The organism is Actinomadura fibrosa (assembly GCF_900659615.1).
GTDB lineage: Bacteria > Actinomycetota > Actinomycetes > Streptosporangiales > Streptosporangiaceae > Spirillospora > Spirillospora fibrosa.
The window spans coordinates 1-12,017 of record NZ_CAACUY010000251.1 but is presented as its reverse complement, the minus strand read 5'-3'; the positions used below and the strand labels follow the sequence as shown (position 1 = coordinate 12,017).

At 72.2% G+C, this 12,017-nt stretch carries 11 protein-coding genes; 2 read left to right on the top strand and 9 right to left on the bottom strand.

What is annotated here, in order from left to right; genetic code table 11:
• The 5 genes from E1300_RS41210 to truB form a co-directional block, all read right to left on the bottom strand.
• Positions 1-2,305: polyribonucleotide nucleotidyltransferase (locus E1300_RS41210; RefSeq protein WP_370785776.1), on the bottom strand; the 2,305-nt coding region annotated here is incomplete at its 3' end.
• Between the two features lie 329 nt (positions 2,306-2,634).
• Positions 2,635-2,904: a 30S ribosomal protein S15 gene (rpsO, locus tag E1300_RS41205; RefSeq protein WP_021599383.1), complete on the bottom strand. Its 270-nt coding sequence runs from the start codon at positions 2,902-2,904 to the stop codon at positions 2,635-2,637.
• A 256-nt stretch (positions 2,905-3,160) separates the two neighbouring features.
• A complete protein-coding gene (locus tag E1300_RS41200) occupies positions 3,161-4,105 on the bottom strand; it encodes a bifunctional riboflavin kinase/FAD synthetase (protein WP_131762716.1) in 945 nt (314 codons plus the stop codon).
• A 112-nt stretch (positions 4,106-4,217) separates the two neighbouring features.
• Positions 4,218-4,913 (bottom strand): PAQR family membrane homeostasis protein TrhA, encoded by a 696-nt coding sequence (trhA, locus tag E1300_RS41195; RefSeq protein WP_131762715.1) that lies wholly within the window; start codon positions 4,911-4,913, stop codon positions 4,218-4,220.
• 123 nt (positions 4,914-5,036) lie between these two features.
• Positions 5,037-5,906, bottom strand: coding sequence for a tRNA pseudouridine(55) synthase TruB (gene truB, locus E1300_RS41190; protein ID WP_131762714.1), 870 nt, complete (start codon positions 5,904-5,906; stop codon positions 5,037-5,039).
• A 283-nt stretch (positions 5,907-6,189) separates the two neighbouring features.
• Between truB and E1300_RS41185 the strand changes: the two genes are divergently transcribed.
• Complete coding sequence (locus tag E1300_RS41185; RefSeq protein ID WP_131762713.1) at positions 6,190-7,047, top strand: hypothetical protein; 858 nt, start codon at positions 6,190-6,192, stop codon at positions 7,045-7,047.
• 34 nt (positions 7,048-7,081) lie between these two features.
• Positions 7,082-7,657 (top strand): hypothetical protein, encoded by a 576-nt coding sequence (locus tag E1300_RS41180; RefSeq protein ID WP_165503226.1) that lies wholly within the window; start codon positions 7,082-7,084, stop codon positions 7,655-7,657.
• 42 nt (positions 7,658-7,699) lie between these two features.
• Here the strand turns inward: E1300_RS41180 and E1300_RS41175 are convergent, their stop codons facing one another.
• The 4 genes from E1300_RS41175 to infB form a co-directional block, all read right to left on the bottom strand.
• Positions 7,700-8,932 (bottom strand): DHH family phosphoesterase, encoded by a 1,233-nt coding sequence (locus tag E1300_RS41175; protein ID WP_306440695.1) that lies wholly within the window; start codon positions 8,930-8,932, stop codon positions 7,700-7,702.
• The gene (gene rbfA / locus E1300_RS41170) at positions 8,929-9,447 is read right to left on the bottom strand and encodes a 30S ribosome-binding factor RbfA (RefSeq protein WP_131762711.1); all 519 of its coding nucleotides are present in this window, start codon (positions 9,445-9,447) and stop codon (positions 8,929-8,931) included. The genes E1300_RS41175 and rbfA overlap by 4 nt, the downstream gene beginning before the upstream one ends.
• A gap of 43 nt (positions 9,448-9,490) precedes the next feature.
• Positions 9,491-9,799, bottom strand: a complete 309-nt coding sequence (locus tag E1300_RS41165) for a DUF503 domain-containing protein (RefSeq protein WP_242619724.1) — start codon at positions 9,797-9,799, stop codon at positions 9,491-9,493.
• Positions 9,800-10,022: 223 nt separating this feature from the next.
• Positions 10,023-11,864 carry a translation initiation factor IF-2 gene (infB, locus tag E1300_RS41160; protein ID WP_242619723.1) on the bottom strand — a complete coding sequence of 614 codons (1,842 nt, stop codon included), beginning with the start codon at positions 11,862-11,864 and terminating at the stop codon, positions 10,023-10,025.
• Positions 11,865-12,017 lie beyond the last annotated feature (153 nt).

Below are 12,017 nucleotides of genomic sequence, written 5' to 3'. Positions count from 1 at the left end.
CGCCGTCGTCGTCGCCCCGCTCCCGGCGCTCGCCCGCGTCGCCCCGCGGCGCGTCGGACGCGTCCGGCGCGGCGGGCGCCTCACCGGCCTCGCCCTTCTCGGCGCGGTCGGCGGCCTCGCGCTCGACCACCTCGACCGGCACCAGCGACAGCTTGCCGCGCTGGTCGATCTCGGTGACCTCGACCTGGATCTTCTCGCCGACGCCGATGACGTCCTCGACGTTCTCGATCCGGGCGCCGCCGTGCAGCTTGCGGATCTGCGAGACGTGCAGCAGGCCGTCCTTGCCGGGCAGCAGCGACACGAACGCGCCGAACGTCGTGGTCTTGACGACCGTGCCGAGGAACCGCTCGCCGACCTCCGGCATGTGCGGGTTGGCGATCGCGTTGATCGCCTGCCGCGCGGCCTCGGCGGACGGGCCGTCGGTGGCGCCGACGTAGATGGTGCCGTCGTCCTCGATCGTGATGTCGGCGCCGGTGTCGTCCTGGATCGAGTTGATCATCTTGCCCTTGGGGCCGATGACCTCGCCGATCTTGTCGACCGGGACCTTGATCGTGATGATCCGCGGCGCGTTCGGGCTCATCTCGGCCGGGGCCTCGATCGCCTCCTGCATGACGTCCAGGATCGCGAGGCGCGCGCCCTTGGCCTGCTTCAGCGCGGCGGCCAGCACCGAGGCGGGGATGCCGTCGAGCTTGGTGTCGAGCTGGAGCGCGGTGATGACGTCGCGGGTGCCGGCGACCTTGAAGTCCATGTCGCCGAACGCGTCCTCGGCGCCGAGGATGTCGGTGAGCGTGACGTACTCGCCGCCCTCGTTGATGAGGCCCATCGCGATGCCCGCCACCATCTGCTTCAGCGGGACGCCCGCGTCCAGCAGCGACATGGTGGACGCGCACACCGAGCCCATCGAGGTGGACCCGTTGGAGCCGAGCGCCTCCGACACCTGCCGGATCGCGTACGGGAACTCCTCGCGCGTCGGCAGGACCGGGATCAGCGCGCGCTCGGCGAGCGCGCCGTGGCCGATCTCGCGGCGCTTCGGCGACCCCACCCGGCCGGTCTCGCCGGTGGAGTAGGGCGGGAAGTTGTAGTTGTGCATGTAGCGCTTGGTGCGCTCGGGGTTCAGCGTGTCGATCATCTGCTCCATGCGGAGCATGTTCAGCGTCGTCACGCCGAGGATCTGCGTCTCGCCGCGCTCGAACAGCGCCGAGCCGTGCACCCGCGGGATCACGTGGGCCTCGGCGGTGAGCTGGCGGATGTCCTTCGGCCCGCGGCCGTCGATGCGCAGCCCGTCGCGGATGACCCGCTCGCGGACCAGCTTCTTCGTGACGGCGCGGAACGCGGCGGAGATCTCCTTCTCGCGCCCCTCGAACTGCTCGCCGAGCTTGTCGGCCAGGCCGGCCTTCAGCTCGTCCAGGCGCGCCTCGCGCTCCTGCTTGCCGGCGATGGTCAGCGCCTGCGCCAGGTCGTCGCTGACGGCTCCGCTGACGGCCTCGAACACGTCGTCCTGGTAGTCCAGGAAGATCGGGTACTCGGCGGTCTCCTTCGCGGCCACGGCCGCGAGGTCGCTCTGCGCCTTGCAGAGGACCTTGATGAACGGCTTCGCCGCCTCCAGGCCCGCCGCGACGGTCTCCTCGGTCGGGGCGGTCGCGCCCTCGCCGACGAGCCTCAGGGTGTCGCGGGTGGACTCCGCCTCGACCATCATGATCGCGACGTCGCCGTCCTCCAGCACCCGGCCGGCGACCACCATGTCGAAGGTGGCGCGCTCCAGCTCGGGGTGGGTGGGGAAGCCGACCCACTGGCCGTCGATCAGCGCGACGCGGACGCCGCCGATCGGGCCGGAGAACGGCAGGCCCGCGAGCTGGGTGGACATCGACGCGGCGTTGATCGCCACGACGTCGTACAGGTGGTCCGGGTGCAACGCCATGATCGTCTCGACGACCTGGATCTCGTTGCGCAGCCCCTTGGTGAACGAGGGGCGCAGCGGCCGGTCGATCAGGCGGCAGGTGAGGATCGCGTCCTCGGACGGGCGGCCCTCGCGGCGGAAGAACGAGCCGGGGATGCGCCCGGCCGCGTACATCCGCTCCTCGACGTCCACGGTCAGGGGGAAGAAGTCCAGGTTCTCCTTGGGCTTCTTCGACGCGGTGGTCGCCGACAGCACCATCGTCTCGTCGTCGAGGTAGGCGACGGCCGAGCCGGCCGCCTGCCGGGCCAGCCGGCCCGTCTCGAACCGGATGGTGCGGGTGCCGAACGTGCCGTTGTCGATCACGGCCTCGGTGCTCTGCGCGCCGTCGATGCGCACGGCTTCTGTCACGGGAAACCTCCTCAAGGTTCCTTCGTCGGTCCCCGCGGCCGTTTCCCGTGGCTTTTCACGCTGCCGGTCTTCGATCGAAGCACCCGGATCGGGGTGCGCGCCGGAGCGGCGGCACGGATCCGGAAGCCACTACCGAGGACCGGCCCGCACCAGCGGTGTCCGCGAGGCTTGTCTCCAGTTGGACGGCCCGCCCGTCCCGTGGGACGGGCGGCCGCTGCGCCGGGGCCGGCCCGTCGGGACCGGGCCGCCGGCGCGGGACCGGGCGGGGCGGCACGCCCCGTCGGCCCTACGACGGAGGGAGCGGCCCGGCGGGCCGCTCCCTCACCGTGCTAGCGGCGCAGACCGAGTCGCTCGATCAGCTGCCGGTAGCGGTTGATGTCCTTGTTGCTCAGGTACTTCAGGAGCCGGCGACGACGGCCGACCAGCAGCAGGAGGCCGCGGCGGCTGTGGTGGTCGTGCTTGTGCTCCTTGAGGTGCTCGGTCAGATCGTTGATGCGTCGCGTCAGCAGTGCGACCTGGACCTCCGGGGAACCGGTGTCACCCTCAGTGGTCGCGTACTCAGCGATGATCTGGTTCTTCGTGGCGGTGTCGAGCGACACGTGGCTCCTTCAGTGAGATCGTCACCCGCAGATCCCGGGCCCGAAGGGCGCGCAGGTCCGCATGGTGCGTATTGAGAGGGTGGCGGGCCGCATGAGGGTGCAGCCAGCCGCGCCGGGGCCCTTCCCGGCGACTATTCACCGTACCATGCCCGAAAGCCGCACCGTCACGATGCAGAAACCGGCTGGTCACAGAGGGTATGCCCGCTTCGGGCGAGGAAAATGCCGAGGTCACGGCGGGTTCGCGCCCAGCCGCCCGTCACTCGGCGGTGAGCTCCCGGGCGCGGGCCACGTCGCGGTGCATCTCCTCGATCAGCGCCTCGATGGAGTCGAACTTAAGCGTGTCGCGGATGCGGGCGGTGAAGTCGGCGGCCATGTGCTCGCCGTACAGGTCGAGGTCGTCGCGGTCCAGCGCGTACGCCTCGACGGTCCGCTCCCCCGCCCCCTCGAACGTCGGGTTCGTGCCGATCGAGATCGCGGCGGGCCAGCGGAACCCCGGGTAGCGGTCGGAGTCGCAGACCAGCCAGCCGCCGTACACGCCGTCCGCGGGGACCGCGGTGTGCGGCAGCGTCTCCAGGTTGGCGGTCGGGAAGCCGAGCGCCCGGCCGCGCTGGTGGCCGCGCACGACGACGCCCTCGACGCGGTGCGGGCGGCCGAGCGCCTGCGCGGCCGCCTCCACGTCGCCGGCTTCCAGCCTCGCGCGGATGTAGGTGGAGGAGATCGGGTCGCCGTTGGCGACCAGCGGCATGCCCTCGGCGGTGAAGTCGTACTTCTCGCCGAGCTCCTTCAGCAGCGCGACGTCGCCCTTGGCGCGGTGCCCGAACCGGAAGTCCTCGCCGACGATCACGTGCGCCGCGTGCAGCCGGTCGACCAGCACCGACTGGACGAACTCGTCCGGCGGCACCTTCGACAGCTCCAGCGTGAACGGCACGACCACGACCGCGTCGGTGCCGAGGCCCTCCAGCAGCTCGATGCGGCGCCGGGTCGTGGCGAGCAGCGGCGGGTGCGTGCCGGGGCGCACGACCTCGTCCGGATGCGGATCGAAGGTGATCACCACCGAGCGCAGGCCGCGGCGTCGGGCCTCCTCCGCGGCGGCGCCGACGATCCGCTGGTGACCGCGGTGCACACCGTCGAACACCCCGATGGTGACCACCGAACGGCCCCAGTCGGCGGGTACCTCGTCGAGGCCATGCCAGCGCCGCACCATGCTCTCCCTGCGTAGGACGTGACTGCCCGGTTCTTACCGTCGTCCTAAGGGTGCCATGTGTCGGTCGCCACGGTTACCCGAGGGGGCGTGGTTTCCGGCACGTCCCCGCTCAGCCGGACTGGTAGACCACCAGCGACACCGCGATGTACTGCAGGACGTACGCGGCGAGCGTGAACGCGTGGAACACCTCGTGGAAGCCGAACCAGCGCGGCGAGGGGTTCGGGCGGCGCAGCCCGTAGACGACGCCGCCGACGCTGTAGCAGATGCCGCCGGCCGCGACCATCAGGCAGGCGGCGAGGCCGGCGCCGTCCAGGAACTGCGGCATGAACAGCACCGCCACCCAGCCGAGGACGATGTAGAGCGTGACGTACAGGGCGCGCGGCGCGCCGATCCAGACCGTCCGGAAGACGACTCCGGCGACCGCGCCCGTCCAGACGGTGGCGAGGACGGCGACGCGGACGCCGCCGTCCAGGGCCACGACGGCGAACGGCGTGTACGTCCCGGCGATGATCAGATAGATGTTCGCGTGGTCGAAGCGGCGCAGGACCTCCAGCAGCCGGTGCGAGCGCTGCCGGTGGTAGGTGCCGGAGATGCCGAACAGCATGCCGGAGGTCGCCACGTAGACCGCTGACGCGAGGCGGGCCTCCGGCGACGGGCCGAGCGCGACGAGCACGAGCCCCGCGACGAGGACGGCGGGGAACGCTCCGAGGTGGAGCCAGCCGCGCAGCCGCGGCCGCGTCGGCGACGGCGCCTCGGGCCCGTCGGGGGACGGTGCCGGGGACTCGTCGGTCACTGCTGTCGTCATGGAGGCGCCTCCTCACCCATCGAACCTACGGTTACGTAGGTTACGCGACCGTAGGTTGCGGTGCACGGGATCCGCCTGGTGATGCTCACCACGCACGGTACCGATTGTGTCCGATAAGTCGGCTCAGGAAACGAAGACGGCGAGCGGCTTGGCTGCCCTGCCCTGCTCCTCGACGAGGGCCAGCAGCGTCCCGTCGGGCGCGAAGACGCCCACGGGGCCCGGGCCGAGGCCGGCCGCGGGCAGCCGCCCGCCGTGCGCGACCTTGCGGGCGTCGTCCTCCGACACGTCCCGGCGCGGGAAGGCCGCGGCGACCGCCTCCTCCATCGGCAGGACCGCGAGGTCGGCGGCGAGCTCGTCGAGCGTCCGCGCCATGCCCAGGTCGTACGGCCCGACGCGGGTGCGGCGCAGGGCGGTCAGGTGCCCGCCGCACCCCAGCGCGGCGCCGAGGTCCCGGGCCAGCGCGCGGATGTAGGTGCCGGACGAGCACGCGACGGAGGCGTCCACATCGACCAGGTCGCCGTGCCGCCGCACATCGGTCACCGTGAAGGCGTGCACCGTCACAGGCCGGGGCTTGAGCGCGACCTCCTCGCCCTTGCGGGCCATCTTGTACGCCCGCTCGCCGTTCACCTTGATCGCGCTGACCTGCGGCGGCACCTGCTCGATGGTTCCGGTCAGCGCGGCGACGCCCGCGCGCAGCGCCTCGTCGGTGACGGACGCGGCGGACGCCGTCGCGGTGGTCTCGCCCTCGGCGTCGTCGGTGTTGGTCGACTCGCCCAGCCGGATCGTCGCGTCGTAGCCCTTCTCGGTCAGCGCGAGGTGGCCGAGCAGGCGGGTGGCCCGGTTGACGCCGACCACGAGGACGCCCGTCGCCATCGGGTCCAGCGTTCCCGCGTGGCCGACCCGCCGGGTCCTCGCGATGCGCCGCATGCGGGCGACGACGTCGTGCGAGGTCCAGTCCGCGGGCTTGTCGACGATGACGAGTCCCGAATCCATGCTTGCGCTTCACCTCGGCCGACGATCGAAAGCACCGATTCTAGCGGCCGGCCGAGTCGAGGTAGACCGCCCCGGAGGTCGCCTGCCGACGGCATGTGTGTCGTTTTCCCTTGCCGGGATCGCGTCACCAGGGTCCACTGCTGCCCTGGCCACTTCCAACCGAGGACCAGCTTTGATCAAGAAGCCTGCAGGAACCGGCGCCTTCCGCGGCACGCGCGCCCCCATCCGCACGCACGGCCTCGTCCCTCCGGCGCCCGCCGGCTTGATCCGTTACGAACCGTCGTTGACGCTGTGCTCCCTCGACACCTTCGCCGACCACGCGGGGGCCGTCGGCGCCAGCGCGCTCGACGCGCTCCTGGCCCTCGGCGCCCTGGACGAGGTGATCGAATCGGCGCGCGCGGACCGCAGGTTGATCATCCGGATCACGGTCGGCGCCCTGTGGCTCGACCGGGACCAGGTCCCCGGCACCCGACCCGACTGGCACATCGACCGGGCCGGCGCCATTGCCGGGACGGGCGCAGCGGAACGCTATGACGTCTCCGACCTCACGCGCAGGCGCAGCTTCGCCCTCGTCGGCCTCCTCGACGCGGACATCCCCGGCCGGTCCCCCGTGCCCGGCACGAACGGCCCGGACGACACCAACGGCGCGGGCGGCGCGGGCGGCGCCGCGGGGAGCACCGAGTTCGCCGTCGGACCGGACGTGCCGCCGCTCCCCGACGGATGGGCCGGCAGCCAGGAGGTCGCTCGCGACATACGGACGTGGATGTCGACCGGCAGGCGATGGGCGCCCTGCGGCCACGGGAACGCCGTCTCCTTCAGCGCCCGGGCGGTGCACCGTCCGGCGCCGGCCTCGGCACCCGGATGGCGGATGCTTCTGCGGGTCGGCGCCTACCAGGCGGACCCGCCGATGTCCCCTTACGTGGAGCGGATCGCCGCTTACAATCCGTTCTGCTCGAGAACGGTCCCCGGTTTCCGGCTGAGGCCGGTCGGCAGCAGGAGCGAGGCGATGCCGATGCCGAGCTGGTCCATCGATGCCGCGGACGCGGCGGCGACAAGGCGGTTGTTCGCCACGTGCGGACTGCGTCCCGCCCCCGAGCGCGCCGCCGCCGCGATCGCACGGATCCGGAATGCCTTCGCGTAGGAGGCGCCAAGAGGACCTCGCCACAGCGTTCCTATTGGAGGAGTTGCACAACGCCGAGGAGGAGTTCCGCCGACTGCGCGCGGAGGGCCACGCCCGGGTGACCGGGTTCCTGACCCTGGTCGGCGCCACCCTGGGCCTCGTCACGGCACTCAGCGGCGCCAAGGGACTGGCCGACGAAACGCTGCCACGCGTGATGCTCGCCGCCGCGCTGTTTGTCGCCGCCGTCGGCACCAACGCCTACATCGGCCTGGTCGTCCGGGACATCGGCACGGACGGCTGCGTTCGTGCCGCCGCGCGGATCCGCCGCTACTTCGTGACCGAGTACCCCCACCTCGCGCCGCACGTGACTTGGCGGTACAGCGACGGCCCCTCGGTCTGGGTCGAGCGCCCGCGCAGCATCAACCGCCGCCAGATCGGGGTCATCACCGCGGTCGCGTACGGGCTGGCCTGCGCGGTGGCGACCCGGATCGCCTTCGGGACCGGGGACCCCGTCACCGCGGGGATCGGCGCGGCGGTGACCGCCGTCGCCTGGACGGTGCTCCTGCGCTGGGCCCGGCGCAGGATGGGGCGGGTGGCCGAACGGGCCCGGCGGGAGCAACGGTTCTTCTGACCGGAAGCCCGGCGGCCGCCCGCCACGGCACCCGGCGGGCGGTCAGGCGGCGCGGTCCAGCAGGACGCGCAGGCGGTCGAGGGCTTCGTGCACCGGCCCCGTCCACACGAAACCGGCCATCTCCCGGTGCCCGCCGCCGTTGAGCGCGGCGCACACCTCGCTGAGATCGATGCGCCCCTTGGACCGCACGGACATGTACCAGCGGTCCTGGTCGGTCTCCTTGCACACGACGGCGACCTCGGCCTCGTCGGTGCGCCTGAGCTGGTCGATGACGCCTTCGAGCTGGTCGTACGGGACGTCCTTGGAGTCCCGGTCGGCGCGCGTGATCGTCGTCCACACGAGGCCCCTGCCGCCGGCGGCGTCGCGCTCCAGCCGGGCCCGGGCGAGCGCGCCCGCGAGGACCTGGAGGTACCCGAACGGGGCCCGGTCCCACAGCTCCCTGCTGACGGCGTCGGGCCGGACGCCCGCGGCCAGCAGCCGTCCCGCGAGGTCGTGCACCTCGGGCGTCGTGCAGGGGTACTTGAACGAGCCGGTGTCGCTGGCCAGCCCCGCGTACAGGCCCTGGGCGATGTCCCTGGTGAGGGGGACGCCGAGCCGCCGGATCAGCTCCTCGACCAGCACCGCCGTGGCGGCCGCGGCCGGGTCGACCAGCCGCACCCCGCCGAACGCGGTGTTGGACGCGTGGTGGTCCACGACGATCAGCGCGCCGGCCCGCCCGGCGGGCCCGGCCAGCGAGCCGAGCCGCTCCTGGCCGGCGGCGTCCAGCGAGATCATCAGGCCGGGGGCCGCGGGGATGCGGCCGGGCTCGACCAGCAGCTCCTGGCCCGGCAGGAACCGCAGGATCGCCGGGACCGCGAACGGCTCGCCGAAGGACGCACGGCACCGCTTGCCCATCGCGCGCAGGGCCTGGGCGAGCGCCAGCATGGAGCCGAGCGCGTCCCCGTCGGGCGCCACGTGGCAGGCGAGGCAGATGTCGTCGGACGCGCGGATCAGCTCGACCGCCCGGTCCCACTCCAGATCGCCGCCGCCGGACGGCACGGGCCCGGAGCACGTGGTGCCTCCGGACCGTGCACCGCCCGGACGTGCACCGTTGCCCGGACGTGCGCCGTTGCCGGGGCTCGCGATCGTCGCGCCGTTTCCGGCTCGCGTACTCGCTCCGCCACCGCGCTGGACGACGTCGTGCCCGCCCGTGGAGTGCCCGCCCGTGTCGTGCGGCGAGCACTCCAGCGCCCAGCCGGCGCCCGGCGCGTCCGCGCGCCGCTCCGGCCCGCTCACGATGACGGGCGCCCCGGACGGCCGTCCTCGCCCCCCTTGGCGGTGACGTCCTGGTCGGGGTCCTGCTCGTCGTCGTCCTCGTAGGCGTCGTCCTCGTCGGACGGCTCGCGGTAGGGGTTGGCGTCGCCGGCCGGGGAGGCGCCCTGCGCCGCCCTCGCCACCTCGGCGTCCCTCGCTCGGGCCTTGGCCAGCAGGTCGTCGATGTGCGCGGCGTTCTCCATCAGGGAGTCCATGACGAAGGTGATGCTCGGCGTGTGCCGGACGCCCGTCTTGCGGCCCACCTCCGACCGGATGACGCCCTTGGCGCTCTCCAGCGCGGCGGCGGTCTCGGCGCGCTCGCCGTCCGACCCGTACACCGTGTAGTACACGGTGGCGTCCCGCAGGTCGTTGGTGATGCGGGTGTCCGTCACGGTCACGAAGCCGAGCCGCGGATCCTTGATCCGGCGTTCGAGCATCTCCGCCACGATCTGCTGGATGCGGTCGGCGAGCTTGCGCGCCCGAGCTGCGTCCACCATGATCGCACTCCTTTTCTAGAACTCCGCGGCCGAGCCCGCGGGCTCAGTCGTCGTCGTTGAAGAGCCGCTGCCTGGCCGACAGCAGCTCGATCTCCGGTCGCCCGGCCACCAGCCGTTCGCACTGGTCGAGCACCTGGGTGCAGTTGGCGGCGGTGGCCGACACCACCGCTACCCCGATCTCCGCCCTGCGATGCAGGTCGTTGCCGCCGGTCTCCGCGACGGCCACCGCCGGGAAGTGCTTGTGCACCTCGGCGATGATGGGCCTGAGGACGGACCGCTTCTGCTTCAGCGACCGGACGTCCCCCAGCAGCAGGTCGAGCGTCAGCGCACCCACGTACACCTGGTCGATCACCTCGGGATTCTCACAGGGTGGAACGACGGCGGACCGCCGCCGTGTTCCCGGACCGGCGCCGCCGGAGGGCGGCCGGGCCGGGAATGACGGACGCCAGGCTAGAAGATCCGCCTGGCGCCGTGGCACTGCTTTTTCCGATCATGAGCCCGCGGGCCGGCACGGGCGGCCGGCCGCGGCGGGCCCGCCCCGGGGAGGGCGGACCCGCGCGGCCGTGCCGGAGGCCTCAGTCGCGGGGCTTCTCCCGCATCTCGAAGCACTCGATGACATCGCCGAGCTTGATGTCGTTGTACCCGATGCCGATACCGCACTCGAAGCCCTCGCGGACCTCGGTCGCGTCCTCCTTGAACCGCCGCAGCGAGGAGACCGTGAGGTTGTCGGACACCACGACGCCGTCGCGGACGAGGCGGGCCTTGGCGTTGCGCTGGATGATCCCGGAGGTGACCATCGAACCGGCGACGTTGCCGATCCGCGGCACCTTGAAGATCTCGCGGACCTCCGCGGTGCCGAGCTGGACCTCTTCGAACTCCGGCTTGAGCATGCCCTTGAGGGCCGCCTCGACCTCTTCGATCGCCTGGTAGATGACCGAGTAGTAGCGGATGTCGACGCCCTCGCGGTCGGCCAGCTCCTGCGCGTTGCGCTCGGGCCGCACGTTGAAGCCGATGATGACCGCGCCCTCGGACGCCAGCGACAGGTTGACGTCGTCCTGCGTGATCGCGCCGACGCCGCGGCGGATGATCCGCAGGTTGACCTCGTCGCCCACGTCGATCTTGAGGAGCGAGTCCTCCAGCGCCTCGACCGAACCGGACACGTCGCCCTTGAGGATGAGCAGCAGCTCCTGCCGCTCGCCCCGCTCCAGGTCCTTGAACAGCTCTTCGAGGGAGCTGCTCTTGCGGCTGCGGAGCAGTTCGGCGTTGCGCTTGCGCGCGACCCGCTTGTCGGCGATCTGGCGGGCGATCCGGTCATCCTCGACGACCAGGAAGTTGTCGCCCGCGCTCGGCACGGCCGCGAGGCCGAGCACCAGCACCGGACGGGACGGGCCCGCCTCCTCGACGTTGTTGCCGTTCTCGTCGAGCATCGCCCGGACGCGGCCGTGGGCCACGCCGCAGACGATCGAGTCGCCGACCCGCAGCGTGCCGCGCTGCACCAGCACGGTCGCCACGGCGCCCCGGCCCTTGTCCAGGTTGGCCTCGATGGCCGAGCCCTGGGCGGGCATGTCGGGGTTGGCCTTCAGGTCGAGCTCGGCGTCGGCGGTCAGGATGACCGCCTCCAGCAGGCCGTCGATGTTGATGCCCTGCTTGGCCGACACGTCGACGAACTGGGTCGAGCCGCCGAACTCCTCGGCCACGAGGCCGTACTCGGTGAGCTGCGCCCGGACGCGGTTCGGGTCCGCGCCCTCGACGTCGATCTTGTTGACCGCGACCACGATCGGGACCCCCGCCGCGGTGGCGTGGTCGATCGCCTCGGTGGTCTGCGGCTTGACGCCGTCGTCCGCGGCGACCACCAGCACCACCAGGTCGGTGGTGTCGGCACCGCGGGCGCGCATGGCGGTGAACGCCTCGTGGCCCGGGGTGTCGATGAAGGTGATCTTGCGGTCCTCGCCGTCGACCTCGGTCTCGACCTGGTAGGCGCCGATGTGCTGGGTGATGCCGCCGGCCTCGCCCGCGACCACGTTCGCCTGCCGGATGGCGTCCAGCAGCTTGGTCTTGCCGTGGTCGACGTGGCCCATGACGGTGACCACCGGCGGGCGGACCTGGAGGTTCTCCTCGCCGCCCTCGTCCTCGCCGTACTCGATGTCGAACGATTCGAGGAGCTCGCGGTCCTCGTCCTCGGGGCTGACGACCTGGACGTCGAAGTCCAGTTCGAGGCCCAGCGCCTGGAGGTCGTCCGGGTCCACCGACTGGGTCGCGGTGACCATCTTGCCGAGGTGCATCATGATCGCGACGAGCGACGCCGGGTTGGCGCCGATCTTCTCGGCGAAGTCGGTCAGGGACGCGCCCTGCGGCAGCCGGATGGTCCGGCCGTTGCCGCGCGGGGCCTGGACGCCGCCGACGGCGGGCGCCTGCATGTTCTCGAACTCTTGACGACGCGCCCGCTTCGACTTGCGCCCGCGTGCGGGACGCCCGCCGGGACGCCCGAAGGCGCCCTGCGTGCCGCCGCGACCGCGGCCGCCGCCCTGAACCACACCCCCTGACCGTCACCACCCCACTACGCTGTGTGC

Bases quoted from the DNA above. Each gene is read 5' to 3' on its own strand.
- trhA (WP_131762715.1), bottom strand. From the start codon at position 4,913: ATGACGACAGCAGTGACCGACGAGTCCCCGGCACCGTCCCCCGACGGG.
- truB (WP_131762714.1), bottom strand. From the start codon at position 5,906: ATGGATTCGGGACTCGTCATCGTCGACAAGCCCGCGGACTGGACCTCG.
- rbfA (WP_131762711.1), bottom strand. From the start codon at position 9,447: ATGGTGGACGCAGCTCGGGCGCGCAAGCTCGCCGACCGCATCCAGCAG.
- infB (WP_242619723.1), bottom strand. From the start codon at position 11,864: ATGCAGGCGCCCGCCGTCGGCGGCGTCCAGGCCCCGCGCGGCAACGGC.